Raw genomic sequence first — 25,687 nt, 5'->3', positions numbered from 1 at the left:
GGACGATTTGGAATGGCCGCCGCTTATCGGGTTGCGGCACCCAGCATCCGCATCGTGCCTTGGGCGGCACTTGCGTCTTGCTGGCCGCTGCCCCAACAATTCCTCCCTGTTTCCGCCACTGGCGGCGGTCGTCGTTGTTGCACTTTGGCCATGTTCAGAGGAATGGATATTTTTATTTGTAGTTCAGAAACGCCTGCGGGCGTTTCTGAACTACTTTTTCACGGAAGGGGCCATAGCGGGGAACGGCATCTACCGCAAAAACCTGTGAATCATTTTAAAGTCAGAACCAATTCACGTCATGCAAAAAGGGGCTGCTGCGCGGTGCAGCAGCCCCTGAGGGTCAGGTTATAGCAGCTCAGACCTCAAAGTTGGGGTCGTCCTTCAGCATGTGGATATTGGACATAAAGGCGCTCTGCTCGGGGTCGGTGAACTCGGCCTCCTTCACATACTTGTTCAGCACAGCTGCGGTGCGCACAGGGTCGGCAATGGTACCGGCACCGCCGATGCAGCCGCCGGGGCAGCCCATGCCTTCCAGCAGGTAGCCGTTGTACTTACCGGCCTTGGCCAGCATCAGCAGCTTCTTGCAGTCGGCCAGACCCTGTGCGGAGGCGATCTTTACCTCCATGTCGGGATGCCATTCCTTGATCTTGTCGGCAACAGCCTTGGCAACGCCGCCGGACTGTGCAAAGCCGCGGCCGGCAGCGGAGGCATAGCATAGATCCAGCTCAGCGGGATCCACTTCCAGATTGTCCAGATCCAGATCCTTTGCCTCAATGATACCTGCCAGCTCCTCAAAGGTCAGAACAAAGTCCACGTCAGAGCGGACGGTGCGGCGGGAGGCCTCCAGCTTCTTGGCGGCGCAGGGTCCGATGAAGCACATACGAGCCTCGGGGTCGGCCTGCTTCATCATGCGGGCGGTGAACACCATGGGGGTCATGGTCATGGAGATGTTCTTGGCAAGGCCGGGGAAGGCGTTCTTTGCCATCATGCTCCATGCCGGGCAGCAGGAGGTAGCCATGAAGTCCAGCTTCTCGGGCACTTCCTCCAGGAAGTCGTGTGCCTCGTCCACGGTGCACAGGTCGGCGCCGATGGCAACCTCCACCACATCGCAGAAGCCGATGGCCTTCAGGGCAGCCTTCAGCTTGCCGGTGGAAGCCAGAGAGGGGAACTGGTTGATAAAGGCAGGAGCAACCAGCGCGTAGATGCGGTCGCCGCGGTTGAAGCCCTGGATCAGCTGATAGATCTGGCCCTTGTCGGCAATGGCGCCGAAGGGGCAGTTCACCAGACACTGACCGCAGGACACGCACTTGCTGTAATCGATCTCGGCACGGCCCAGCTCGTCAGAGTGGATCGCGCCCATGCCGCAGGCCGCGGCGCAGGGGCGCTCGGTCTTGACGATAGCGTTGTAGGGGCAGACGGTGACGCAGCGGCCGCACTTGATGCACTTGTCCTGATCGATGGTGGAACGACCGCTCTCCCAAGTGATGGCCTTCTTGGGGCACACTTCCATACAGGGGTGTGCAAGGCAGCCCTGACACAGGTCAGACACCTTGACCAGCTTTTCGGGGCAGCGGTTGCAGGCAAACTTGATCACGTTGACCAGCGGGGGATCGTAGTACTTATCGGCGATGGAAGCGTCCTCCAGACCAGAGACCACGCTGTTGTGCTCGTCCATGCGGCGGGTGGGCAGACCCATAGCCAGACGCACGCGCTCCTCAACGATGGCGCGCTCCAGGAAGATGTCCTTGCGCAGCTTGCCCTCCTCACCGGGGATGATGGTATAGGGGATCTTGCGCATCAGGTGGTTGGCCTGCTCGCCCTTGACGTTGGCGTAAGCCATGCGGGCGACCTCGGTAAACACCTGACGGCGGATCTGGATGACCGTAGTGTTGATTCCTCTGAAACTCATTCCAATCTCTCCTTGCTCAGAAACAGCCAAAAACGGAGCCGCCTGCCCTGTGTGCAGAGCATAAAAACGGCACTATACGGGCACGGATGGTACCGTGCTGGTTGCTTACAGCACGCCGAACCCGATAAATCCATCCTCATTTTAACATAAAGACGTGCGTATGAAAAGGGCAAAACACAAAATTTGTTAAAAATTTATTGTATTCATGCGGATGCACAGAATGTACAAGTAAAATGAAAAAATTTCAGCAAAGTGCTGCACGCACCCGCTCGCCGTCATAGCGGCCAAGCTTTACCCGCACGATCTGCCCGCTCTCGCAGCCGGGGGCGGAGACCACCACCGGAATGTACAGCCGGGTGTAGCCGGTAAACAGGGTGCCGGACAGGGGCGTTTCCAGCAGCACCTCGTCCTCGGTGCCCTCAAAGGCGGCCAGCGTCTCGCGGCGCACCTGCTCGGCTACGGCGTTCATACGGCGGCTGCGCTCCTGCTTTTCCCGCTCGTGGATCTGATCCGGGAAATCATAGGCCGGGGTGCCGCTGCGGCGGGAGTAGGGGAACACATGGACTTTGAGGAAGCCGATCTTCTTCAGAAATTCGCAGCTTTCCTCAAAGTCCTCTGCCGTCTCGCCGGGGAAGCCGCAGATGCAGTCAGTGGTAAAGCTGACCGGGCGGCTGCCGTAGGCGGCGCGGATCTGCTCCACCACCTGTGCGTACTCCTGCGCGGTGTACACCCGGCGCATCCGGCGCAGGGTGGCGGTGCAGCCGCTCTGCAAACTCAGGTGGAACTGGGGACACAGCTTTTCCACCGCCGCCAAGCGGGAGATGAATTCCGGGGTGAGCATATCGGGGTCAAGACTGCCCAGACGGATGCGCTCGATGCCCGGCACCTGTGCGCATTTTTCCACCAGTTCCACAAGGTTCGTGCCGGTGTCCAGCCCATAGCTGGGCAGGGAGATGGCGCTGAGCACCACCTCGCGGTAACCGGCAGCGGCCAGCTGGTGCAGCTCGGCCAGAATGCTCTCCTCGGCGCGGCTGCGCACCGGCCCGCGGGCGCGGGGGATGACGCAGTAGGCGCACTGCCGGTTGCAGCCATCCTCTACCTTGATAAAGGCACGGGTGTGGGTCTCGAACCGCTCCACCGGCAGCTCCTCGAACTGCTCGCCGCGCTGGTGCGGGGCAATGGCCACAATGCGCTCGTGACCGTCCAGCAGCTTTTGTACGTTCTCCAGAATGGCCTTGCGGTCGCCGTTGCCGCACACAAGGTCGGCTTCCATGAACTGTGCGGCCTCCTCCGGGAAGGCCTGCGGGTAGCAGCCGGTCAGCACCGTCACCGCACCGGGGTTTTCACGCTTTTTCCGGCGCAGCCACTTGCGGCTTTTCTGGTCGCCAAAGTTGGTCACGGTACAGCTGTTCACAATGAACACATCCGCTGCCTCGCCTTCCTGCGCAATGGTAAAGCCGTTGGCGCGGAACAGCTGCTCCAGCGCGCCGGTCTCGTTCAGGTTGACCTTGCAGCCCAAGGTATAAAAACAAACTCGCATGAGAGGGGTTCCTTTCCACAAAATGGGATAAAAATAGGGTCTACTTTTCATTATATAACAAAACAACGGCAGCACGCAAGACTGGAATTGCACCGCCCAGCGGCATACCGGCGCGGGCGGCAGCATACACTGCAAAAAGAGAGTTTGCGCGGGGAGGTATGAGGAATGGAACGGAGAAATCTGGCACTGCTGTGCGCGGGGGTGGTCTGCTTCTGGCTGTTTGCACTGGCCTTTGGCACGGCGCAGGGCAAGGGGCTGCGCATCCAACCGGCGGTGCAAACGCAGGCGGAACCGGCAGTGCAGACCCCGACGGTCACCCCGCCGCAGCTTACCCTGCCCTGCCGCGCGGCGATCCTCATCGACCAGACCAGCGGCACGGTGCTTTACGAGATGAACGCCGACCAGACTATGCCCATCGCCTCCATTACCAAGGTGATGACCCTGTTGCTCACCTTTGAGGCGGTGCACGCCGGGCGGCTGACCATGGACACCGCCGTGCCGGTCAGTGAACACGCCTACCACATGGGCGGCAGTCAGATCTGGCTGGAGCCCGGGGAGCAGTTTACGCTGGACGAGATGCTCAAGGCTATCTGTGTGTCCTCTGCCAACGATGCAGCAGTGGCGGTGGCGGAACTTGTGGGCGGCAGCGAGCCTGCCTTTGTGCAGCAGATGAACGCCCGCGCCGCAGAGCTGGGCATGGAGCACACCACCTTCCGCAACGCCTGCGGGCTGGACACGGAGGGACATCTTTCCACCGCACGGGATGTGGCTATCATGAGCCGCACCATCCTGACCACCTGCCCGGAGGTGCTGCACTATACCGGCATCTGGACGGACACTTTGCGGGGCGGGCAGACCCAGCTGGTGAACACCAATAAGCTGCTGCGGCGGTACAACGGCATCACCGGGCTCAAGACCGGCACAACCGGCGGAGCGGGGGTGTGCATTACCGCCAGCGCCACCCGGGACGGGCTGAAGCTCATCGCGGTGGTGCTGGGTGCACCTTCCAGTAAGGAACGCTTCGAAGCCGCCACCACCCTGCTGGACTACGGCTTTGCGGCCTATCGCGCCGCACCGGTGCCCCTGCCGGAGGAGCGTCCGCTGCAGTTAGAGGTAAAGGGCAGCACCGAGGAGACCGTGCCGCTGGACTACGCTGCCCTGCCGCAGACCGCGTTGCTGCCCGCCGAGAGCGCCGGACAGCTGACCGTGCAGCTGGAACTGCCCGAGATTCTGGAAGCCCCGGTGACCCGGGAGCAGACGGTAGGCAAGGCGCAGCTGCTGTGCGGCGAAGCAGTGCAGGGGGAGTATCCGGTGTGCGCCGCTGCCGATGCGCCGCGCATGGATTTTGACACCGCTGTGCAGATGCTGTGGGACAGCCTGCGGGGTGCTGCTGCCTGACCCGGCACCGAAAAAAGCGCTTCAGCGCACAAAAGTGCGCCGGACGTCCGGCGGGGCTGTTGGACACCTGAACAAATCTGGATGAAGAAACAAAAAAACACTATTAAAATTGTATGAAATCTAAGGAATTTGACCTTGACTTTACCCGGAGGGAACGGTACACTTATACCAAGATATTTCCTCGCAGGGCAAAGGCCCGGCAGATCGTTTGGAGGTTTTAATAAAATGAGTGTCGCACTGAACACGAAACACCTCTCCAGCTTCATCAGCGAAGAGGAATATGCAGCCATCTACCCGCAGGTAGAAGCCGCCCACAAGCAGCTGGAAGCCAAGAATGGCCCCGGCAGCGATTTTCTGGGCTGGATGACTCTGCCCCGGGATTATGACAAGGAAGAGTTCGCCCGCATCAAGGCAGCCGCTGCCAAGATCCGCGAGGACTCCGACGTTCTGGTCGTGGCCGGCATCGGCGGCAGCTATCTGGGCGCACGCGCTGTTGTGGAGGCCGTCAAGGGTATGTACCACAACGAGCTGGAGGATGGTCTGAAAATCTACTTCTGCGGCAACAGCATCAGCCCCACTTACCTGAACAATATCATCAGCCTGTGCAAGGGCAAGCGCTTCTCCATCAACGTCATCTCCAAGTCCGGCACCACCACCGAGACCTCTCTGGCCTTCCGTGTGCTGCGCGAACTGCTGGAAAAGGAGATGGGCGTGGAGGAAGCCAACAAGCGCATCTACGCCACTACCGACCGTGCCAAGGGCACCTTGAAGCAGCTGGCTGACGCACAGGGCTGGCCCACCTTTGTAGTTCCCGATGACGTGGGCGGCCGCTACTCCGTGCTGAGCGCCGTGGGCCTGCTGCCCATTGCCGCCGCTGGCATCGACATCGACGCTCTGATGCAGGGCGCTGCCGATGCTATGGAGCGCTTCTCCGTGCTGAGCCCCGACAACGATGCTTACAAGTACGCCGCCATCCGCAACATTCTGTACCGCAAGGGCAAGGCTGTGGAGATCCTGGAGTGCTACGAGCCGGACTTCACCCTGATGAACGAGTGGTACAAGCAGCTGTTCGGCGAGAGCGAGGGCAAGGACAACAAGGGTCTGTTCCCCGCAAGCTGCATCTTCTCTACCGACCTGCACTCCATGGGTCAGTTCATTCAGGAAGGTGCCCGCATTATGTTCGAGACCATCGTGGACGTGAAGAAGCCCGCGCAGGATCTGTTCATCGACCCGCTGGAGGGCAACTTTGACGGCCTGAACTTCCTTGCAAACCAGAACATGAGCGTGGTCAACCGCAAGGCCATGGAGGGCACCATTCTGGCACACACCGATGGCGGCGTGCCCGAGGTGCTGATCGAGGTGGACGACCTGTCTGCTTATAATGTGGGCTACCTGATCTACTTCTTCTGGCGTGCCTGCGCCTGCAGCGGCTACCTGCTGAGCGTGAACCCCTTCAACCAGCCCGGCGTGGAAAGCTACAAGAAGAATATGTTCGCCCTGCTGGGCAAGCCCGGCTACGAGGGTCTGACCGCAGAACTGGAAGCAAAGCTGAAGTAAAAGCTGAACGTAAAAAATGATCTCCCGCCGCAAGGCGTGGAAAATACAGGAGGACTGAACTATGATTAAACTGATTGTTGGTACCAAGGGCTCCGGCAAGACCAAGGCTATGATCGACCAGATCAACGACGCGGTCAAGACCTCCAAAGGCAATGTTGTTGTTGTGGAAAAGGGCATGAAGCTCACCTACGACATCGCTCCTGCAGCACGTCTGATCGATCTGGACGAGTACAAGATCTCCGGCGGCGAAATGCTGTACGGCTTTGTGGCCGGCCTGATGGCAAGCAACTACGACATCACCGACCTGTACATTGACGGCATCCTGAAGGTGCTGGATCACGATATCAGTCGTCTGGGCGTTGTGCTGGACGAGATGGCAGCCATTGCCGGCGACAGCGTTAAGGTCACCGTGACCGTCAGCGCAGACGAGGCCGCACTGCCCCACGATGTGAAGAAGTACCTGTAATTTGATAAAAGAACAGGGCTGAAGGCTTTTCCAACAGGCAGAAGACCGGAGAAAAATAAATTTTTTCGGTTTTCTGCCTGTTTTGGTGTTGACAAAGGGTTGCTTTGGCGCTATACTAACAAAGCAGCCTTTTCAGAGGTGTACTATGCAATTTGACCTGAGAAAGTTTATCACAGCCGGCGCAAAACCGTACCATGCAGAGTTTCAGTGTGATTTATCTGCGTACGATTATGCCGGCGCAAGGATCCCGCAGCCGGTCACAGCTGTCTTTGACGCGCAGACCGATGGCGACGAGGTCCAGATAACATTGCGGGCAAAGGCATCGGTGCACGGAGAGTGCGCCCGCTGTCTGGACCCGGTCACCCGGGAAGAGACAGTCGATACGGAGTGGATCGTCAAGGAGCGGGATCTGGATGACCCGGATTTCGATCTTCCGCTGGACGAAAAAGGACACTTGGACGTGGACGAATGGCTCAATCAGGAGTTCATGTTCCAGATCCCCACGGTGCTGCTTTGCAGCCCCGACTGCGCCGGGCTTTGCCCGCAGTGCGGTAAGAAAAAGGCGGAATGCACCTGCCCACCGGCAGAGCAGACCGATGACCCCGTAGACACTAGGCTCGCGATCCTTAAATCACTGCTGAACAGATAAACCCATCAAGGAGGTGCAAAAATATGGCAGTACCTAAGAGACATCTTTCCAAGGCCCGCCGCGACAAGCGTCGCAGCAATGTTTGGAAGCTGGAGGCCCCCGCACTGGTGAAGTGCAGCAACTGCGGCTCTCTGAAGCTCCCCCACCAGGCATGTGGCAACTGCGGTTACTACAAGGGCGAGGAAGTCATCAAGAAGGCCTAATTTGCGCGTAATTGGTGGCATAATGGTGTTATGTACAGAAGGGGAGGGCGCAAAGCCTTCCCCTTCTTGTGCTTTAAAGGAGGTGGATGCAGATGGCGATACGGATCGAGCAGGTGGATGCCGGCAGCGAGGCCGAGGCTCTTGGCCTTGCCCCCGGTGACGAACTGCTGAGCGTGGACGATAACGAGTTGAACGACTCGCTGGACTACGATTTTTATACCGACAGCAGCAGCTTCCACCTGAAGGCCCGGGTGGCAGACGGCATCCGGGAGTGGGAGGTGCAGCGGCCACAGCGCGGCCCCTTTGGCTGCGGGTTCAAGACCTATCTGGGCGATGAAAAACATACCTGCTCCAACCACTGTATGTTCTGCTTCATCGACCAGATGCCCCCGGGTATGCGCGAGAGCCTGTATTTTAAGGATGATGACGAGCGGCTGAGCTTTTTGTTCGGCAACTACATCACCATGACCAATATGCAGGATCACGAGATCGACCGCATCATCAAGATGCACATCTCGCCCATCAATATCTCGGTGCACACCACCAACCCCCAGCTGCGGGTGCGAATGCTGGCCAATAAGCGCGGCGGCGAGGTGCTCAAGTACCTGCCCCGTCTGGTGGAGGGCGGCATTGCCGTCAACTGCCAGCTGGTGCTCTGCCGCGGCATCAACGACGGCGACGAGCTGCGCCGCACCCTTGCCGACCTGCTGGAGCTGACCCCCATGGTGCAAAGCATTGCAGCCGTGCCCTGCGGCATTACGGATTACCGCAAAAATCTGTACCCGCAGGTGCCCTACGATGCAAAGACCAGCGCCGAGGTCATCGACATTATGGAAGCGTTCGGCGATGAATGCAAGCGCCGCCACGGCAAGCGCATCATCTACCCCAGCGATGAATGGTACCTCAAGGCGGGTCGCCCCATCCCTGCGGCGGCGTTCTACGAGGACTACGACCAGCTGGAAAATGGCGTGGGCATGATGCGTCTGTTCGAGGAAGAATTTCTGGCGGAGCTGGACAAACCCCACCGGGTCTACGGCACCAAGGAGCTGGACGTGGTCACCGGCACCATGGCAGCGCCCCTCATCACCCGCATGATGGAGGAGCTGCACCGGCAGTACCCCATGATCACCGTGCACGTCCACACCATTCAGAACCGCTTTTTCGGCGGCAATGTGGGTGTGACCGGTCTGATCACCGCTACCGATATCATTGCCCAGTGTGCTGGCAAACTTGCCACAAAAACGCTGGGCATCCCGGCTGTAATGCTGCGGGAGGAAAAGGACACCTTCCTTGACGATATCACGGTAGAGCAGCTGGGGCAGCAGCTGGGCGTAAAGGTGGAGGTGCTGCCGACGGCAGGCGGGGACGAAGCCCGCGCCTTGCTGCGCAGCGGTCTGCATATTACCCGCAGAAGAAAGAGCGGCAGCTGATAGCGCCACTTTTATTGTATTTTACCCCTTTTAAGAAAGGAGGAGACCCCATGAGCAAACCGATCGTAGCAGTGGTGGGCCGCCCCAACGTGGGCAAATCCACCCTGTTCAATAAGCTGTGCGGCCAGCGCCTTGCCATTGTGGAGGATACCCCGGGCATTACCCGCGACCGCATTTTTGCCAACTGCGAGTGGAACGGCCACGAGTTTTTGCTGGTGGATACCGGCGGCATTGAGCCCAAGGCCACCGAGGGCATTCTGGCCCATATGCGCGAGCAGGCGCAGATCGCCATTGACACTGCCGACTGCATCATCATGGTCACGGACGTGCGCAACGGCCTGACCGCAGCCGACGAGGATGTGGCGCACATGCTGCGCCGCAGCCACAAGCCCATCATTCTTGCCGTGAACAAGTGCGACAAGGTGGGCGAGGCTCCCATGGAGCTGTACGAGTTCTACAACCTCGGCTTTGACGAGGTGATGCCCATTTCTTCCGTGCACGGTCACGGCACGGGCGATCTGCTGGATGCGGTGTGCGCCCATCTGGACTTCAGCGAGACCGTGGTAGAGGAGGATCGCATCCCTGTTGCCATCATCGGCCGCCCCAACGTGGGCAAGTCCAGCCTGACCAACCGCATTCTGGGTGAGAACCGCATGATCGTGGCCAACGAGGCCGGCACTACCCGTGATGCCATCGACACCCCGGTGGACAACGCCTACGGCAAGTTCATCTTTACCGATACCGCCGGTCTGCGCAAGCGCAGCAACATCAGCGATGGTCTGGAGCGCTACATGGTGGTGCGTGCTCTGGCTGCTGTGGAGCGCAGCCGCGTGGCGCTGATCCTTGTGGATGCCACCGTCGGCTTTACCGAGCAGGACAGCAAGGTGGCTGGCTACGCCCACGAGCAGGGCAAAGCCTGCATCATCGTGGTGAACAAGTGGGATGCCGTGGAAGGCAAGGAGACCAACACCATGGAGCTGCAGCGCCGCGGCTATGCCGAGTGCTTCAGCTTTATGGGCTACGCACCCATCATCTTCATCTCTGCCCAGACCGGCTACAACGTGAACAAGCTGATGCAGCTCATCCGGGATGTGGATGCCGAAAACGGTGCCCGCGTGCCTACCGGCGTTTTGAACGAGATGCTGGCCCGCGCTACCGCCCGGATGCAGCCCCCCAGCGACAAGGGCCGCCGCCTGAAGATCTACTACCTGACGCAGGCCTCTACCCGTCCCCCCACGTTCGTGGCCTTCGTGAACGCAAAGCACCTGTTCCACTTCAGCTATCAGCGGTATCTCATCAACCAGATCCGCGAAAACTTTGGTCTGGAGCATACGCCCATCCGTCTGGTCGTGCGGGAGCGCGGCTCCGGCGAGGTGGGTGCCAAGGACGTATAATACGTCAGGGAGGCTCAGATGATGAAATCTGTTCTCATCGCTGTGGTGTCCGCTGTGCAGGCGTATCTGCTGGGCAGCATCGACACCGGTATCCTCGTCAGCAAGTTTTTGTACCACGATGATGTGCGCAAGTACGGCAGCGGCGCGGCGGGTATGACCAATATGCTGCGCACCTTCGGCAAAAAGGCAGCGGCACTTACCGCTTTCGGTGATGTGCTCAAGGGCGTGCTGGCGGTGTGCATCGGCCGCTGGCTGTTCACCCTGATGCCGGAAAGCACCACGCTCTCGCCGTATCTTGCGGTGTATCTGGCTGCGATCTTTGCTATTATCGGCCATTTGAAGCCCCTGTATTTCGGCTTCAAGGGCGGCAAGGGCGTGCTGGTGGCGGGCGGCACCATTCTGGCCATCCAGCCGGTACTGATCCCCTTTCTGGCGGTCATCTTTCTGGCCTGCCTGCTGCCCACCGGCATGGTGTCGCTGGGCAGCGTGACCATGGCGGCACTTTACCCGGTGCTCACCATCCTGTATGGCGTGTTCCGGGGCTACTCTGCCGCCGACCTTACCGTGTGCGCCATCGGTTCGGTGATCATGGGAGCAATGGTCATTTATATGCACCGCTCCAACATCCAGCGCATCCGCGAGGGCAAGGAGTACCGCTTTGGCCGTCACGGCAAAAAGTAACAGAAAATAGTAAACCACCCCGCAGCAGCCGTTCATCGGTCGCTGCGGGGTGGTTTTTGTATATGCTTATTCCTTTGTCTCGGTCTCTTCCTCAGGCTTTGCTTCGGAATGCCGCCAACGGAACCAGTCGGCGAGAATGCCGCTCTGGGCGGGGGTAAGATCCGGCGCAGGGTGGCCGTCCGGCAGATGCGCGCCGAAAGACGGGACAAAGAAGAACTTGCGCACGATGAAGATCAGCGCGATGGCGCCCACGCTGAGCAGGTTCTCCACAGCGGAATCGTGCCCCACCACCAGATGGCGGGCAATGGCGTACAGCAGCACCTCAAGGCTGCTGCTGGGGCTGTGCTTGGCCAGCATCTTGATAAACTCGATGCCGATCACAATGTCCAGACTGCGCTCCAGAAAGGTGCGGATCTCTGCTTCGTTGCCATCGAACAGCAGACCGGGCATCCAGCGGATGAGCGGCACAACGCTGAGCAGCAGACCGATCAGCACCAGCCCGGACAACAGCACTTCCAACAGACTGGAAGCCTGAATAATGCGGTTGCGCAGGGAGGTGCGCCAGTGGCTTTCTACCGGGTGAGAGGGATGTTCCATAGTAAGACCTTCCTTTCGGCATTCTGCTAAACAGGATTCGACAAACTTCTGTTTAGATTGTAGCAGAATGCGGGAAGGCTGTCAATTCATGGAAAAATCAATCCGCCTTGGCGGCAGACTGTGCCGGAACGTACCCGGCTTTCTGGATGCAGGCGATGCCGTCGGCGGTGTCCAGCCAGTCGTACAGCTGGCGCTCCGGGCTGTCGGCGGCGGCATCCGGGTGGATGACCGCGTAAAAATCGTTGCACAGGGGGTAGCTGCCGTCGGCAAGGGTGTCGTTGCTGGGGGTCACACCGTCCACCGCCAGCAGCCGCAGCCCGGGCTTAGAGTACATCTGGTCGATGTAGTAATACACGGAAAAACCGATGGCGTTGGCGCTGTTGTTGTAATCGGCAATGCTGTCCACCAGCTCACCCATGGCGGCGGGAGCCAGCTCAGAGGGCGGGGTCATCAACTCTCCACCCTGAATGAGCAGCTTTTTGAACAGGGTCTGGCTGCCGGAGTCCTCGCCGCGCTGAAAGGCAACGATTTCCTGATCCTTGCCGCCCACATCCTTCCAGTTGGTGATCTTTCCGGCGTAGATATCCCGCAGCTGCTGCTGGGTAAGCGCCTGCACAGGGTTATCCTCGTTGACGATGAACACCAGCGCGTCCACCCCGATGGGCTTTTGTTCCAGCTGTACGTTGGCCTCTTGCAGCTCTTCCTTTACATAGTCCGGCGCTTCGTACACCACCAGCATCCGGGTGGTGGTGTCGTACAGACCAAAGTTCTCCCATGCATAGGCGGTGGTGCTCACCGTAATGCTGCTGCGGGCTTCCTCCAAGTCCATGCCGGTGGTATCAGCCAGCATCTGCGCCATCAGCGGGATGCAGGCGGTGCTGCCGTCCAGCGGGGGAAACTCCTCCACGGTCAGAAACGGCTCTGGCTGCTGCACAGTCGGGGAAGCAACAGAGGATGCGGGCTGCTCAACCACAGAGGAAGCCGTGCTGCCGGAGGGGGCATCCGTGCCCTTGCAGGCGGTCAGCACCCCGGCAGCGGAGCAGGCAGCCAACCCCAGCAGAAAGCTGCGGCGGGAAATTTTAGTGTTTTTCATAAGAAAGCCCTCCTAGATCAATAGCCGTAACTCGGTTCATCGTCCGCAGAGGCAGACGAGAAAATACTCTGGCAGTACAGCCAGCTGCCGCTTGTGTCCATCCAGCCCACATAGAAGCCCCGTTGTGCGGCAAACACATGGTCGGGCAGGGCGTTCAGGCTGTTGGAATAGTACCCGGTGCAGCTGGCAAGCCCCTGCAACACCACCTTGCCGTCTGCGTCCAGCACATCGCATACGTTGCCGTAGGCGCTGCCCGCAGCGGCGCGGCTGCCGTAGAACATGGGTCTGCCGTCAGGGTCGGTGGTCAGGTAGTTGACGTAACTGTATTTGCCTTGCAGGGCGGTCAGGTCACTGACAAGCCCCTGCGGGCCGTACAGCCGGGTGGCGGTGGTCTCGTAACGGTCGTTATCCTGCAATTCCAGCCAGACATAGCCGCTGCCGCAGTTGCTCATCCGTACCCGCTGCTGGTGCTCCACCGGCTCTACGGTGGTGTCGGTCAGCAGCTTGCCGTTGTCCTTACTGTACACCCGCAGACTGCCGTCCAGCGCGTAGACAGCTACGGTGCTGTCGGTGGCGTCTACATCGTACAGCGGGGTCTTTGCGCCGGTCTCCAGATCATAGAGTTCGTAGCCGTGATCCTCGCCGCTATGCCATGTTACCACATAGCCCGGGAAATACTGGCTGGGCTGCTCGTCAAAGGTGGCGATCAGTCCGCGGTCCTCGGTGGTCATATCCCGCAGCTCGTACCGGCCGTCACCGGTGGAAAAGCTGGCAAGACCACCCGGGTAGACCTGTAAAAAGCCCGTGCACTGCTCGCCGGTCAGGATGTTGTACAAAATCTGGTCGGTGGTTTCTTCTCCGGTGGCAACGTCCAGCTCCACCCAGTCGCTCAGGGTGTCGCTGTCGTAGAAAAGGCGGTATGCCGAGGCGGCATCGGCGCGGTAGACGGGGGTGCCGTCCTTTTCCTGCACCACCACCCAGCTGTTCTGCTGGTAGTCGGTATCCCAGTCGTAATCGTCCAGCCCCTCCGGGCGGGCGTAGCAGCTGAATACCAGCTTATCGCCGCATACGGTGCAGCTGTATGCACCCTCCGGTACCGGCAGCGCTGCGCCGGTGGAAAGGTCGATGACCTGACAGGTGCCGTAGCCGGACTCCGGGACGTATCCACCATCAACAAGGCGGCTTTCCTGCAGCACCAGCAGGCCGTTTTGCAGGGTGGCGCTCTGCTCGCCCTCAAAGGACAGCACTTCGGTGCCGGTCTTGTCGTACAGGGCGGTGCGGCGGCCGCCCCGTCCGGTGGGGTCAGACCAGCTGCGCAGCCAGTAGTCTGCGATGCCGGTGGCACTGTCCTGCACCAGTGAGACGTTCTCGCTGCGGGCAGACTGGTGCAGTGGGGTGCTGCCGCACAGGATGGTGGTGCTGCTCCCGGAACGGCCGTAGCAGTACAGCGCCCGCAGACGGCCATCGTTCAGCACGGCGGGGTCGTACAGGGGCTTGCCGCTGTCGTCCGTGGGTACAGAAACGGCAGAGCTTGCAGCGCCCGGCACGCCGGTGGCGGGCGGCAGCAGGGCGCAGCCGCAGCCTAAAGTAAGGGCAAGAGCGGCGCAGACTGCCCCACAGCCGATACGCAAGACAACACGCTTCATAAAAACCACTCCTTTGCAAAAACAGGAAGGAAAATTTTTCCGTTCACTCAGAATACGAAACAGCCGCATTTTTCATTGCAGAGCTTGCAGAAAAATGCGGCTAAAAACGGTTACAATTGCATTACAGCTGTGCCGGGGCATGGGACGCTTCTGCCTTGTCCATCTGCTCCAGCTGCCGCAGAAAGGCCAGCAAAAAGGGCAGAGAAATGAAGCAGGTGAGCGCGTCCGCAATGGGCTGGCAGAGCTCCACGCCCACAAGACCCAGCACCCGGGGCAGTACAAGGATCAGCGGGATAAAGCACACGCCCTGTCGGCAGCAGGCCAGAAAGGTAGCGCGCCCGGCCTTGCCAACGCTCTGGAAGGTCATGTTGGTCACCACGATCACCGGCTGCAAAAGGATGGCAAAGCACTGGTAGCGGAAGGCGGGCAGCGCCACGGCGGTAACCTCCGGGTCGTCCCGGAACAGGCGGATCAAAGTTTCATCGTTCCACCAGCACACTGCGATCAGCACCACCAGCAGCACAAAGGCGGCTTGCAGGGTAAAGACGGCGGCCTGCCGTACCCGGTGGTACTTGCGTGCGCCGTAGTTGAAGGACGCCACCGGCTGCAAGCCCTGGCCCACGCCGATGGCCACTGAGAGGATAAACATAAAAATGCGGGACACGATGCTCATGCCCGCCACGGCGGCATCGCCGTAGCTGCGGGCGGCGATGTTCAGCAGCATGCCGCCGATGCTGTTCAGCCCCTGACGGCCAAAGCTGGGCGCGCCGCCTGCAAGGATCTGAAAAAACTCGCGCGGCTCCCGGGTGACGGCAGAAAGCCGGAACTGGCTGACCGTTTTGCCCCGCAGGAACATATACAGCAGAATGCCAAAGCTGATGGTCTGACTGAGGGCGGTGGCGATACCGGCACCAGCAGTGCCCAGCCCTAAAGCGAACATGAACAGCGGGTCCAGTGCGATGTTCAAAAGCCCGCCGGTGACAAGCCCGATCATGGCAAGGTTCGCTTTGCCCTCATACCGCAGGATATTGTTCATGACCAGACTGGAGATCATCAGCGGTGCGGCAAGCAGGATAGGCCGGGCGTAGGCGCAGGCATGGGGCAGGATGGTTTCGGTGCTGCCCAGCAGCATCATGAAGTCCGGCAGGGTGGCAAGGCCGACTACCGCCAGCACTACGCCAAAGGCAAGTGCCGTAAAAAAGCTGGTGGAAGCAAAGCGGGTGGCGGCGTGGGTATCCTGACTGCCCAAGCGGCGGCTGATGATGGTGCCGGAGCCGTGCCCCAGCATAAAGCCCAGCGCCTGTATGATGGCCATCAGGCTGGAAACGACGCCCACCGCGCCGGAAGCGCTGGTGGAGATGTGCCCCACAAAAAAGGTATCGGCCAGATTATAGATGCTGGTGATCAGCATACTTAAAATGGTGGGCGCGGCCAGACTGAGGATCAGCCGGGGGACAGGGGTCTCGGTCATTTTGTGATACTGCACTGCAGTGCGGTCCTGCTGGGTCATGGGCAAATATCCCTCCTTCAAAAACGAGAAAGCCGCCCCTTCCAGAGCGGCAGATAGTCCTGATAGAAACAGTATAACGCAGTTGCGGCAAAATGTCGAGAGGGAGAAAAAACGGCCTTTCTCCCCTGCGAAGGGGCAAAAAAGAGGGCGAAAACAGGATGGTTTCTATATAAAGTGCTAAAGAATTGTCGAATTGCTTGTGAAAAATCACGATATGTGGTATGCTTTATAAGAAGGAATTGGAAAAATCTGTGCATTTTATGATTGGGAGGGATTTATACATGAAATCCGTAGCACAAACTGTGATTGAGGCCGACCGCTTTTATACCATTGCCGCCCACACCGGCAACGTCATTCAGGCAGTGGAGGGCAGCAAGGACGGCGGCACTGTCCGTCTGGGTAAGTACGACCACAAGCCTGAGCAGGAGTGGAGCTTTGTCCGAGAGGGCGATGGCGTGTACCGCATCCGCAACCGTGCCTCCGGCAAGCTGCTGGATTTGACCATGACCGGCACTGCCAACGGCACCTGGCTGCACCTGTGGGAGGACGTGGGCGGCACGTCCCAGATGTGGAAGGTAGAGCACACCCCGGAGGGTACCGTGCGTCTGCGCTCCTCTTGGGCGGGCGGCAAGTGCGTGGACACCGTGGGCATCGGTGCCGAGGTGGGCGCAGTGCTGCAGATCTGGCAGGAAGTGCCCGGCGGTGGCGACCAGCTGTGGGTCATCTCTGAGGTAAAGGACCGCGTAAAGCGTGCCGCTAAGGTTGAACAAGCAGCGCCCGCTGCCGAGACTGCGGCTGCACCGGCCAAGGAAGCCGCTCCCACCAAGAAGCCCGCAGCCCGCAAGCCCCGCACCACCAAGAAGGTGGAGGAGAAGCCCGCTGCGCCCGCCGCAAAGGCCGCAGAGCCGGTCAAGGCAGAAAAGCCCGCCGCGAAGAAAACTGCTAAGGCAAAGGCAGAACCTGCTGCCCCCGCCGCAGAGGTGAAGGCTGCTCCCGCCGTGGAAGCCAAGGCTGAACCGGCTGCTAAGGCTGCTCCCGCTGCGGAAGCTAAAACTGCCCCTGCCGCAAAGCCCAAGGCAAAGCGTGCACCCTGCAAAAAGGCCGTAAAGAAATAAGAAATCATAAAACGCAAAAAAAATCGGACAGACCGAAGTCTGTCCGATTTTTTTGCGTTTATATAAGCTTTTTATGCAGCAGGGGCGGCAGCGTCATCGCTCTGGGCGGCGGTCTGCACGAACTGCACGATGCTCTCGATGGTCTGGCGCAGCTGCACAAGGCTTTCCACGTCAGAATCCTGCATCCGGGAGGTGGGTGCGGTCACCACGGTCTGGGCGGCAGTCACCGTGCCGGAAAGCTCTGCATGGATGTGGTGGGCGGGCACATCCAGCAGGATGTGAACCTTGGGGGACAGGGACTTGAGCAGTCCCTGCTTTTCAATGCCCAGAATCAGCTGCGGCGCATCCTCCCCGGCGGCGAGGTTTGGCAGCTGGAGGTAGAGGTAACCCTCCTTGGCGTTGGCGGGCTGCACGGTCTGAATCTGTTTTATTTCCAGCTGAAAGTCGTTCACCTGCTGCAAGCTGGTGGCGGCGGGGTCTACCCCCAGCAGGGCAGCCAGCTGGTCTTGAGAGATGTAGCTGCCCAGCGACCAGCCCGGCAGCAGCAGGCTGGCCAGCGGATACTCGGCTACAACGGTGCTGCGCAGCTTATTGTACAGCTGCCCGGCGTCGTACAGGGTCTCTTCCTCGCTGATGTACATCCGGGTCAGAGGGGCATCGTTGACGGTGCTGGTGCCCGTCGGGTACAGCGCCAGCTGCACCGCACGGGGGGTGTACTGGCCGGTCAGACTGCCGGTGGTGCCGCCGAACTTATCCAGCAGGGCGTAAAGGGCGGGGGGCTCGGCCTCGGTGGAGGTAATGGTGTAGTCCAGCGCAAAGCTGGCACCGCTCTGGAATGCCTTGATCTTGCGGCTGACGAAGCTGTACAGCACTGCCGCAGCCACCACGCACACCAGAACCAGACACAGCAGAACGATCAGCGCCGCACGCAGGCCGGTGCGCTTTTTGTGGGAAGATGCCATGGGAAAACCTCTCCTTCCGGTAAAACGTATTTGCTTCAGCATAACGGAACTGCCCGCAAATGTCAAGCGCCGCAAACTGCGGACAAAAGAAAAAACCTGAAACATTTCTGTTTCAGGTTTCTGGCGGAAAGATGGGGATTCGAACCCCAGAACGCTTTTGACACGTTACACGATTTCCAGTCGTGCGCCTTAGACCAACTCAGCCATCTTTCCACATCTTCTGTTCTGCCTTTGGGCGGGTACCCTTGGCGCTCCACTATAATACCTGAAAGCAGGCTTTTTGTCAAGGATTTTTTTGAAAAAAATCAGACTTTTTTAAAAATGACGAAAAAACGCGAGAAAGCGTTCTGCCGCATGGACGGAAAGCACAAAAAGCCCTTGACGCACCTTTAAAATGGGTCTATATTGAGGGCAAAGAGCGCTGCGGTGGGTCATTTTGTGCCGCAGCGGCGGGAAATATAAGGAGGATGCTTTATGACTTATCCTGAAGTGCTTGCCAATGCCCGTACCTGCATTGGTCAATACTGCAAGGCATGCCCGGTGTGCAACGGCGTGGCCTGTAAAAACCAGATCCCAGGCCCGGGTGCCAAGGGCGTGGGCGATACCGCCATCCGCAATTATAATAAGTGGGCAGATATCCGGGTGAACATGGACACCCTGTGCCCCGGCGGTGCACCGGACACCACGCTGGAGCTGTTCGGCAAAAGCTTCCGCTACCCCTTCTTTGCGGGCCCTGTGGGCGCAGTGAACCTGCACTACTCCGATACCTACACCGATATGACCTATAACGATGTACTGGTGCGCGCCTGTGCCGAAAACGGCATTGCTGCCTTTACCGGCGACGGCACCAACCCCACCGTGATGGAGATGGCTACCCGCGCCATCGGTGCTGCGGGCGGCTGTGGCGTGCCCACCATCAAGCCGTGGAACATTGACACCATCCGCGAGAAAATGGCACAGGCCAAGGCCAGCGGCTGCTTTGCCGTGGCCATGGACGTGGATGCAGCGGGTCTGCCCTTCCTGAAGAACATGACCCCGCCCGCCGGCAGCAAGAGCGTGGAGGAGCTGGCAGAGATCGTGCAGCTGGCAGAGCGTCCCTTCATCGTCAAGGGCGTGATGACCGTCAAGGGCGCACTGAAGGCAAAGCAGGCCGGTGCCGCCGCCATCGTGGTGTCCAACCACGGCGGTCGCGTGCTGGACCAGTGCCCTGCCACCGCCGAGGTGCTGCCGGAGATCGCCGCAGCCCTCAAGGGTACCGGCGTGAAGGTGCTGGTGGACGGCGGCATCCGCACTGGCGTGGATGTGTTCAAGGCGCTGGCACTGGGCGCAGACGGCGTGCTGATCTGCCGCCCCTTCGTGACTGCTGTCTACGGCGGCGGCGCAGAGGGCGTGAAGTGCTACATCGACAAGCTGGCCGGGGAACTGGCCGACACCATGCAGATGTGCGGTGCCCATACGCTGGCTGAGATCACCCCGGACATGGTGCGGGTCTGAGCTTTCTATTATAAGTAACAAAAAAGGAGATGCCCAACAGGACATCTCCTTTTTGTTACTTCAAAGTGCCGTCCAGCACCTGCTGGTAATACCACGGCTTCGGGGCGTGGAAGGTCTTGCCGCTGAGGAAGGCAAAGTCCGGCTGGTTGAAGTGGGGCATGGTGAGTTCCCATGCGCACAGGGCCTGATACTTGAGCTTCAGCTCGCGGTTGGCGGTGTTGTTGCCGTATTTGCTGTCGCCCAGAATGGGGCAGCCGATGCTGGCCATGTGGGCGCGGATCTGATGGGTGCGGCCGGTGATCAGCTGCACCTTCAGCAGGGCCAGACGGCCGGAGACGGCGATGGTCTCGTACCGGGTCTCCACTTCCTTGGCACCGGGCTGCTTGTCCTCCACGATCTTCACGATGCCGCGGTCCGCGTCCTTGAGCAGATAGCCGCCCAGAGTGGCATCCGGCGGCATCGGACGGCCGAAGGTGACGCAGAGGTAGGTCTTTTTCACTTCGCGGTTCTTGATGGCTGCAAGGAACAGCTCTTCGGCCTCCGGGGTCTTGGCAACGATGACAAGGCCGCTGGTGCCGGTGTCCAGCCGGTGGCACAGCGCCGGGGTGTACAGGTCGTTCTCCTTGTACTCGCCTTGCTTGTTCAGGTACAGCAGCGCCCGGTTCAGCAGGGTGTCGTCCTCCGGGCCATCCACCGCAACACCGGCGGGCTTGTTCACGATCAGGATCTGCGGGCAGTCGTACACCACTTGCGCCGGAGTGCGGGCGTTCTTCCATGCGGGGCCTTCCACCCGGCGGTCGGCGTCCAGCACATCGTCCAGAATGAACAGCTTGATCTCGTCGCCCGCCATCACGCGGGTGGAAAGCGGCTGCTTTTTGCCGTTCAGCTTGATCTTGTTCTCCCGCAGCGCCTTGTTCAGGCGCCCGGGGGTCAGGGCGGGGTATTGCTGGGTCAGATAATTGTCCAGCCGGGTGGGGGCAAGACATTTTACTTTTAAGATTTTCACGGAAATTTTCCTCTCTATCTTGAAATAGAATGTGTCTTTGAATCGTTTTTATTGTAGCGGAACAAAAACCGCGCGTCAAGCGCAGAGAAAAGGAAATGTTGACTTTTCCGCGCGGGTGACGTATGACACCGAGACAGGTGTGGAAAACACCGCCCCGACAACAACAGAAGAAGGTATAGAATATGAAACTGAACAAAAAGGTGCTGGCCGTTACGGCCATTCTGGCAGTGGGCATTCTGGCAGGCTGCGGCAGCAGCAACAGCACCGCAGGCAGCGCAGCAAGCGCACCGGCTTCCGGCGTGGAAAGCAGTGCGGCTTCGTCCGAAGCAGCCGGTGAGACGGGCGATGTGCTGCCCATCGCCGCCGGGGATCTGAACGAGATCAAGACGGGTTCCTACAAGTTTGCAGCCAGCATCACCAAGGTGGCCGACGGCCAGGCGACCCTGAGCGTATACGGCTACGACAGCTACCTGCCCAAGGACATCGACGCCTTGCAGAAGGGCAGCGTGCTTCGGATCCACGACCAGGGCGACACCACCGTGACCAAGCTGACTGTGACCAGCATCGACAGGGATGCCGACAACGGCTATGTGACCATCAACGGCGGCATCGAAGCGGGCGGCGTGGAGCTGACGCTGGACCACGATGTGTACCGCACCGTGACCTTTGACGATTACCCCGTCTACTATGAGATGGGCGAGGTGACCCTGCCTCTGGCCGGGGGCGTGACCCTGAGCGACAGCTCGGCCGACCCGCAGGCTTCCGCCGTGGAGACGGACGGTGCCGATGCCGTGGCCGAGGCCGTCAACGCCGAGCCGGACGGCTGGACGCCCAACAACACCCTGGTCTTTACCGAGGATGGCACCATCAGCAGCATCGTCCGCATCTGGGTGCCGTAACCTTGTTTCAGGTAAAGCGCGGTTTTTGTGGAAAACCCGTTGACAAACGCTTCCGGGATGCTATAATTTAAGTGTACGCAAGGGGCACTGTGCCTTTTTGCGGGATGTGAATTATGACAGATGGCAATGATGGGGTCAGAAATGCACACACCACCGTCCAGAGAGAGCGCCCATGGCTGTAAGGTGCTCCGGTCGGGTTCATTTCGCGCCACCCCGGAGCTTCCGGCGAATGTAAACCGGACGCTGCGCAGCGTTAATGCGCCGAAAGCGGCAGGGGACATGTGATCCTTTGCAATTTGGGTGGTACCACGGAGTTTGATGCACAAGCAGCCTTCGTCCCTTTTGGGATGAGGGCTGTTTTTTGTTTTTTCACCGTGCCGCCCCTCTGCCATAACAGCATAAAAAACGGCGTATAAGCGCCAAAGACGATTGAGGAGAGAAAGATCTATGCAATGGACCGGTTTGAATGAACTGCGCGAAAAGTACCTGAGCTTCTTTGAAAGCAAGGGTCATCTGCGTCTGGACAGCTTCCCCCTGGTACCCAAGAACGACCCCAGCCTGCTGCTGATCAACAGCGGTATGGCTCCCATGAAGAAGTGGTTCCTGGCACAGGAGGAGCCGCCTCGCCACCGCGTGACTACCTGCCAGAAGTGCATCCGCACCCCGGATATCGAGCGCGTGGGCATCACTGCCCGCCACGGCACCTTCTTTGAGATGCTGGGCAACTTCTCTTTCCAGGATTACTTCAAGGACGAGGTCATTCCTTGGGCTTGGGAGTTCCTGACCAGCGATGAGTGGATGGCCATCCCCAAGGATCGTCTGCACATCTCTGTGTACGAGGAGGATGACGAGGCCTACGATATCTGGACCAAGAAGGTCGGCATTGCCCCGGACCACATGGTGCGTCTGGGTAAGGAGGATAACTTCTGGGAGCACGGCTCCGGCCCGTGCGGCCCCTGCTCCGAGATCTACTTTGACCGCGGCCCTGAGTACGGCTGCGGCAAGCCGACCTGCGGCGTGGGCTGCGACTGCGACCGCTATATGGAGATCTGGAACCTCGTGTTCAGCCAGTTCGACGCCGACGGCAAGGGCCACTACGAGCGTCTGGCACGCCCCAACATTGATACCGGCATGGGCTTGGAGCGTCTGGCCTGCGTGATGCAGAACGTGGGCAACCTGTTCGAGGTGGACACCGTGCAGAGCGTGCTGCACCATGTGGAGCACATTGCAGGCAAGACCTACAAGCAGGACCCCAAGAACGATATTTCTATCCGCGTTATCACCGACCATATCCGCAGCTGCACCTTTATGGTGTCTGACGGCATCCTGCCCTCCAACGAGGGCCGTGGCTATGTGCTGCGCCGTCTGCTGCGCCGTGCCGCCCGCCATGGCCGTATGCTGGGCATCGACCACCCCTTCCTCGTGGATCTGGTGGAGACCGTCATCCAGTCCAGCGAGTCCGCTTACCCCGAACTGCGCGAGCATGACGCCTATATCAAGAAGGTCATCGGCACCGAGGAGGCAAACTTTGCCCGCACCATCGATGCCGGCATGAACATCCTGAACAACATGATCGACCGTCTGGAGAAGGCACACGAGAAGCTGCTGAGCGGCTTGGACGTGTTCAAGCTGAACGATACCTTCGGCTTCCCGCTGGATCTGACCAAGGAGATCGCCGCCGAGCAGGGTCTGGAGATCGACGAGGACGGTTTCCACGCAGAGATGAAGAAGCAGAAGGAGCGTGCCCGCGCCGAGCGTCTGAAGAAGAACATCTCCGGCTGGAGCGAGGATCTGTTCGGCGCACTGGAAGCCGAGCCCACCGTCTTTACCGGCTACGACACCCTGACCGACAAGGGCACCGTTGTGGCGCTGAGCGATGAAGAGACCCTGACCGATGCCATTGCCACCGATGAGGAGGCAAAGGACGGCGTGCTGGTGGTGCTGGACAAGACCCCCTTCTACGCTGAGATGGGCGGTCAGGCTGCCGACCACGGCGTGCTGAACGGTGCCGAGTGCAGCCTGCGCGTGCTGGACGTGAAAAAGACCCCCAAGGGCTACTACGTCCACACCTGCGTGCTGGAAAGCGGCATTGTGAAGGTGGGCGATGTGCTGACCGCACAGGTGGACAAGGGCTACCGCATGGCCATTGCCCGCAACCACACCGCTACCCACCTGCTGCAGGCTGCCCTGCGTGAGGTGCTGGGCGACCATGTGCATCAGGCGGGCTCCTATCAGGATGCCTCCATCACCCACTTCGACTTTACCCACTTCAGCGCCGTGACTCCCGAGGAGCTGGCACGGGTGCAGAAGATCGTCAACGATAAGATCTTTGATTCCATGAATGTCACCGTGCAGGAGATGCCGGTGGAAGAGGCCAAGAAGCTGGGCGCAATGGCTCTGTTTGGCGAAAAGTACGGCAAGGTGGTCCGCGTGGTGGATATCGAGGGCTGGTCTACCGAGTTCTGCGGCGGCACCCATGTCAAGAATACTGCCCAGATCGGCGGCTTCAAGATCGTCAGCGAGTCCTCTGTGGCTGCCGGCATCCGCCGTATCGAAGCCGTCACCGGCCGCAACCTGCTGATCCGTGCAAACCTGCAGGAGGCCATGCTGCATGAGGTGGCAAACACCCTCAAGGCCAACAATGTGGCTGCTCTGCCCGCCCGTGCCGAGGCTGTGATGGCTGAGAACAAGGCCATGAGCCGCGAGCTGGAGGAGATGAAGGCCAAGATCGCCGCCTCCAAGGTGGACAGCCTGTTCGACAATGCCGAGGAAGCAGACGGCGTGAAGATCGCCTCTGCATACTTTACCGGTACCACCGGCGACACCCTGCGCGGTATGTGCGACAGCATCCGCGACAAGGCCGTGAACCCCGTGGTGGCTGTTCTGGTGGGCAAGGCCGAGGATAAGATCACCATGGCCGTTACCGTGAATAAGCTGGCACAGGAAAAGGGCCTCAAGGCCGGTGTGCTGGTCAAGGAACTGTCCGCTATCGCAGGCGGCAAGGGCGGCGGCAAGCCGGACTTTGCAATGGCCGGTCTGAAGGACGAGACCAAGATCGACGAGGCACTGGCTGCTGTGAGCGCTATCGTCAAGAAGGCTCTGGGCTAAAAAGGATCTATGTCCCGTGCCCCGGTGCTGGTACAGCGCCGGGGCGGCGGGCTTTTGTAGAAGCAGGAAGGAGTGTTCCCCCATGGAAGATTGTCTGTTTTGCATGATCGCAGAGGGCAAGATCCCCTCTAAAAAGCTGTACGAGGATGACCAGGTAGTGGCATTCTACGACATCAACCCGCAGGCAAAGGTGCATTTCCTTGTGGTTCCCCGCAAGCACATCTCCTCTGCCGCTGTGCTGACCGAAGAGGATGGTGCTCTGCTGGGCCACATCTTCACCGTCATCGCAAAGCTGGCCAAGGAGCAGGGATTGGAAAACGGCTACCGCGTCATCTCCAACGTGGGCGAGGACGCAGGCCAGACCGTGAAGCATCTGCATTTCCATGTTCTGGGCGGCGAAAAACTGCCTGTCTGATTCCAATACGAAAGGGAGATTTTTGATTATGGCTGAAACTTATACCCTGCACGTTGCAGGCCTGACCCGTGAGCTGACCATCTGCAAGGTGAACGACCACATGGACATTGCCGCGTTCATTATGCTGGGTGATGCCGAGCTGACCGTGGCCGCTGCTGCGGAGCTGCTGAAGAAGTGCCCGGATTTTGATATCCTGCTCACCGCCGAGGCCAAGGGCATCCCGCTGGCGCACGAGATGAGCCGCCAGAGCGGCAAGCCCTATATCTGCGCCCGCAAGGGGGTCAAGCTGTATATGCCGGACCCCGTTGTGGTGGAGGACCAGTCCATTACCACTGCCGGTAAGCAGAAGCTGGTCATCGACCGCAAGGAGCTGGAAAAGATGAACGGCAAGCGGGTGCTGGTGGTGGACGATGTCATCTCCACCGGCGGCTCTCTGAAGGCGCTGGATGCGTTGGCTGAAAAGACCCAGTGCACCATCGTGGGTCAGGCCGCTGTTCTGGCCGAGGGCGACGCTTCCGAGCGCAAGGATATCATCTTCCTTGAGCCGCTGCCCCTGTTCTTCCACTAAGCTGGGATGCGCCGCCCACTCTGCGCGTTCTGCGCCGGAATGATGGG

The 25,687-nt window shown here is 59.7% G+C and carries 22 protein-coding genes and 1 tRNA gene; 14 read left to right on the top strand and 9 right to left on the bottom strand.

Features of this window, described 5'->3' with window-relative positions; all coding sequences use genetic code 11:
• Positions 1-355 precede the first annotated feature (355 nt).
• Entirely contained in the window at positions 356-1,909 is a 1,554-nt protein-coding gene (locus tag ACXPUX_RS13475) for a 4Fe-4S dicluster domain-containing protein (protein WP_458828722.1), read from the bottom strand.
• A gap of 244 nt (positions 1,910-2,153) precedes the next feature.
• Positions 2,154-3,449, bottom strand: coding sequence for a tRNA (N(6)-L-threonylcarbamoyladenosine(37)-C(2))-methylthiotransferase MtaB (gene mtaB / locus ACXPUX_RS13470; protein ID WP_458828721.1), 1,296 nt, complete (start codon positions 3,447-3,449; stop codon positions 2,154-2,156).
• 165 nt (positions 3,450-3,614) lie between these two features.
• Here mtaB and ACXPUX_RS13465 point away from each other — a divergent pair, with 165 nt between their 5' ends.
• The 8 genes from ACXPUX_RS13465 (at position 3,615) to plsY (ending at position 11,227) form a co-directional block, all read left to right on the top strand.
• On the top strand, positions 3,615-4,847 hold the full coding sequence (locus ACXPUX_RS13465) for a D-alanyl-D-alanine carboxypeptidase family protein (protein ID WP_458828720.1): 1,233 nt from the start codon (positions 3,615-3,617) through the stop codon (positions 4,845-4,847).
• A 225-nt stretch (positions 4,848-5,072) separates the two neighbouring features.
• The gene (locus ACXPUX_RS13460; RefSeq protein WP_005920256.1) at positions 5,073-6,404 is read left to right on the top strand and encodes a glucose-6-phosphate isomerase; all 1,332 of its coding nucleotides are present in this window, start codon (positions 5,073-5,075) and stop codon (positions 6,402-6,404) included.
• 61 nt (positions 6,405-6,465) lie between these two features.
• A complete protein-coding gene (locus tag ACXPUX_RS13455) occupies positions 6,466-6,870 on the top strand; it encodes a hypothetical protein (protein ID WP_458828719.1) in 405 nt (134 codons plus the stop codon).
• Positions 6,871-7,015: 145 nt separating this feature from the next.
• On the top strand, positions 7,016-7,519 hold the full coding sequence (locus ACXPUX_RS13450; RefSeq protein ID WP_458828718.1) for a YceD family protein: 504 nt from the start codon (positions 7,016-7,018) through the stop codon (positions 7,517-7,519).
• A 23-nt stretch (positions 7,520-7,542) separates the two neighbouring features.
• On the top strand, positions 7,543-7,722 hold the full coding sequence (rpmF, locus tag ACXPUX_RS13445) for a 50S ribosomal protein L32 (RefSeq protein WP_005920250.1): 180 nt from the start codon (positions 7,543-7,545) through the stop codon (positions 7,720-7,722).
• A 92-nt stretch (positions 7,723-7,814) separates the two neighbouring features.
• Positions 7,815-9,152 (top strand): DUF512 domain-containing protein, encoded by a 1,338-nt coding sequence (locus ACXPUX_RS13440; RefSeq protein WP_458828717.1) that lies wholly within the window; start codon positions 7,815-7,817, stop codon positions 9,150-9,152.
• A gap of 50 nt (positions 9,153-9,202) precedes the next feature.
• Positions 9,203-10,546, top strand: a complete 1,344-nt coding sequence (gene der / locus ACXPUX_RS13435) for a ribosome biogenesis GTPase Der (protein WP_005920245.1) — start codon at positions 9,203-9,205, stop codon at positions 10,544-10,546.
• Between the two features lie 18 nt (positions 10,547-10,564).
• Positions 10,565-11,227 carry a glycerol-3-phosphate 1-O-acyltransferase PlsY gene (gene plsY / locus ACXPUX_RS13430; protein WP_055186517.1) on the top strand — a complete coding sequence of 221 codons (663 nt, stop codon included), beginning with the start codon at positions 10,565-10,567 and terminating at the stop codon, positions 11,225-11,227.
• A 66-nt stretch (positions 11,228-11,293) separates the two neighbouring features.
• On the opposite strand, the gene ACXPUX_RS13425 is transcribed toward plsY, so the two are convergent.
• The 4 genes from ACXPUX_RS13425 to ACXPUX_RS13410 all read right to left on the bottom strand — a co-directional run bounded on the left by ACXPUX_RS13425 (position 11,294) and on the right by ACXPUX_RS13410 (position 16,073).
• Entirely contained in the window at positions 11,294-11,824 is a 531-nt protein-coding gene (locus ACXPUX_RS13425; RefSeq protein WP_458828716.1) for a transporter, read from the bottom strand.
• 97 nt (positions 11,825-11,921) lie between these two features.
• Complete coding sequence (locus ACXPUX_RS13420) at positions 11,922-12,917, bottom strand: substrate-binding domain-containing protein (protein WP_458828715.1); 996 nt, start codon at positions 12,915-12,917, stop codon at positions 11,922-11,924.
• Positions 12,918-12,934: 17 nt separating this feature from the next.
• On the bottom strand, positions 12,935-14,563 hold the full coding sequence (locus tag ACXPUX_RS13415) for a DUF5046 domain-containing protein (RefSeq protein ID WP_458828714.1): 1,629 nt from the start codon (positions 14,561-14,563) through the stop codon (positions 12,935-12,937).
• A 121-nt stretch (positions 14,564-14,684) separates the two neighbouring features.
• Entirely contained in the window at positions 14,685-16,073 is a 1,389-nt protein-coding gene (locus ACXPUX_RS13410; protein ID WP_458828713.1) for an MATE family efflux transporter, read from the bottom strand.
• A gap of 281 nt (positions 16,074-16,354) precedes the next feature.
• Here ACXPUX_RS13410 and ACXPUX_RS13405 point away from each other — a divergent pair, with 281 nt between their 5' ends.
• Entirely contained in the window at positions 16,355-17,188 is an 834-nt protein-coding gene (locus ACXPUX_RS13405) for an RICIN domain-containing protein (protein WP_458828712.1), read from the top strand.
• 71 nt (positions 17,189-17,259) lie between these two features.
• On the opposite strand, the gene ACXPUX_RS13400 is transcribed toward ACXPUX_RS13405, so the two are convergent.
• Complete coding sequence (locus ACXPUX_RS13400) at positions 17,260-18,150, bottom strand: hypothetical protein (RefSeq protein WP_458828711.1); 891 nt, start codon at positions 18,148-18,150, stop codon at positions 17,260-17,262.
• A gap of 121 nt (positions 18,151-18,271) precedes the next feature.
• Positions 18,272-18,363 (bottom strand) — tRNA-Ser (locus ACXPUX_RS13395).
• A gap of 261 nt (positions 18,364-18,624) precedes the next feature.
• Between ACXPUX_RS13395 and ACXPUX_RS13390 the strand changes: the two genes are divergently transcribed.
• A complete protein-coding gene (locus ACXPUX_RS13390) occupies positions 18,625-19,644 on the top strand; it encodes an alpha-hydroxy-acid oxidizing protein (RefSeq protein WP_112090524.1) in 1,020 nt (339 codons plus the stop codon).
• A gap of 55 nt (positions 19,645-19,699) precedes the next feature.
• Here the strand turns inward: ACXPUX_RS13390 and ACXPUX_RS13385 are convergent, their stop codons facing one another.
• A complete protein-coding gene (locus tag ACXPUX_RS13385; RefSeq protein WP_458828710.1) occupies positions 19,700-20,650 on the bottom strand; it encodes an RluA family pseudouridine synthase in 951 nt (316 codons plus the stop codon).
• Positions 20,651-20,832: 182 nt separating this feature from the next.
• Between ACXPUX_RS13385 and ACXPUX_RS13380 the strand changes: the two genes are divergently transcribed.
• The 4 genes from ACXPUX_RS13380 to ACXPUX_RS13365 all read left to right on the top strand — a co-directional run bounded on the left by ACXPUX_RS13380 (position 20,833) and on the right by ACXPUX_RS13365 (position 25,640).
• Positions 20,833-21,549: a hypothetical protein gene (locus ACXPUX_RS13380; protein WP_458828709.1), complete on the top strand. Its 717-nt coding sequence runs from the start codon at positions 20,833-20,835 to the stop codon at positions 21,547-21,549.
• A gap of 447 nt (positions 21,550-21,996) precedes the next feature.
• On the top strand, positions 21,997-24,657 hold the full coding sequence (gene alaS / locus ACXPUX_RS13375; RefSeq protein WP_458828708.1) for an alanine--tRNA ligase: 2,661 nt from the start codon (positions 21,997-21,999) through the stop codon (positions 24,655-24,657).
• Between the two features lie 82 nt (positions 24,658-24,739).
• Entirely contained in the window at positions 24,740-25,072 is a 333-nt protein-coding gene (locus ACXPUX_RS13370; RefSeq protein ID WP_458828707.1) for a histidine triad nucleotide-binding protein, read from the top strand.
• A 28-nt stretch (positions 25,073-25,100) separates the two neighbouring features.
• The gene (locus ACXPUX_RS13365; RefSeq protein ID WP_005921321.1) at positions 25,101-25,640 is read left to right on the top strand and encodes a phosphoribosyltransferase family protein; all 540 of its coding nucleotides are present in this window, start codon (positions 25,101-25,103) and stop codon (positions 25,638-25,640) included.
• The last annotated feature ends 47 nt before the right edge of the window (positions 25,641-25,687 follow it).

Source organism: Faecalibacterium sp. PGM34 (assembly GCF_054456555.1).
The sequence above is the reverse complement of the archived record's forward strand: the minus strand, read 5'-3'. Positions and strand labels throughout refer to the sequence as shown.

Bases quoted from the DNA above. Each gene is read 5' to 3' on its own strand.
- rpmF (WP_005920250.1), top strand. From the start codon at position 7,543: ATGGCAGTACCTAAGAGACATCTTTCCAAGGCCCGCCGCGACAAGCGT.
- ACXPUX_RS13400 (WP_458828711.1), bottom strand. From the start codon at position 18,150: ATGGCATCTTCCCACAAAAAGCGCACCGGCCTGCGTGCGGCGCTGATC.
- ACXPUX_RS13465 (WP_458828720.1), top strand. From the start codon at position 3,615: ATGGAACGGAGAAATCTGGCACTGCTGTGCGCGGGGGTGGTCTGCTTC.
- mtaB (WP_458828721.1), bottom strand. From the start codon at position 3,449: ATGCGAGTTTGTTTTTATACCTTGGGCTGCAAGGTCAACCTGAACGAG.
- ACXPUX_RS13370 (WP_458828707.1), top strand. From the start codon at position 24,740: ATGGAAGATTGTCTGTTTTGCATGATCGCAGAGGGCAAGATCCCCTCT.
- ACXPUX_RS13420 (WP_458828715.1), bottom strand. From the start codon at position 12,917: ATGAAAAACACTAAAATTTCCCGCCGCAGCTTTCTGCTGGGGTTGGCT.
- ACXPUX_RS13380 (WP_458828709.1), top strand. From the start codon at position 20,833: ATGAAACTGAACAAAAAGGTGCTGGCCGTTACGGCCATTCTGGCAGTG.
- ACXPUX_RS13475 (WP_458828722.1), bottom strand. From the start codon at position 1,909: ATGAGTTTCAGAGGAATCAACACTACGGTCATCCAGATCCGCCGTCAG.
- plsY (WP_055186517.1), top strand. From the start codon at position 10,565: ATGATGAAATCTGTTCTCATCGCTGTGGTGTCCGCTGTGCAGGCGTAT.
- ACXPUX_RS13455 (WP_458828719.1), top strand. From the start codon at position 6,466: ATGATTAAACTGATTGTTGGTACCAAGGGCTCCGGCAAGACCAAGGCT.
- ACXPUX_RS13450 (WP_458828718.1), top strand. From the start codon at position 7,016: ATGCAATTTGACCTGAGAAAGTTTATCACAGCCGGCGCAAAACCGTAC.
- der (WP_005920245.1), top strand. From the start codon at position 9,203: ATGAGCAAACCGATCGTAGCAGTGGTGGGCCGCCCCAACGTGGGCAAA.
- ACXPUX_RS13365 (WP_005921321.1), top strand. From the start codon at position 25,101: ATGGCTGAAACTTATACCCTGCACGTTGCAGGCCTGACCCGTGAGCTG.
- ACXPUX_RS13425 (WP_458828716.1), bottom strand. From the start codon at position 11,824: ATGGAACATCCCTCTCACCCGGTAGAAAGCCACTGGCGCACCTCCCTG.
- ACXPUX_RS13405 (WP_458828712.1), top strand. From the start codon at position 16,355: ATGAAATCCGTAGCACAAACTGTGATTGAGGCCGACCGCTTTTATACC.
- ACXPUX_RS13440 (WP_458828717.1), top strand. From the start codon at position 7,815: ATGGCGATACGGATCGAGCAGGTGGATGCCGGCAGCGAGGCCGAGGCT.
- ACXPUX_RS13460 (WP_005920256.1), top strand. From the start codon at position 5,073: ATGAGTGTCGCACTGAACACGAAACACCTCTCCAGCTTCATCAGCGAA.
- ACXPUX_RS13390 (WP_112090524.1), top strand. From the start codon at position 18,625: ATGACTTATCCTGAAGTGCTTGCCAATGCCCGTACCTGCATTGGTCAA.
- ACXPUX_RS13415 (WP_458828714.1), bottom strand. From the start codon at position 14,563: ATGAAGCGTGTTGTCTTGCGTATCGGCTGTGGGGCAGTCTGCGCCGCT.
- ACXPUX_RS13410 (WP_458828713.1), bottom strand. From the start codon at position 16,073: ATGACCCAGCAGGACCGCACTGCAGTGCAGTATCACAAAATGACCGAG.
- alaS (WP_458828708.1), top strand. From the start codon at position 21,997: ATGCAATGGACCGGTTTGAATGAACTGCGCGAAAAGTACCTGAGCTTC.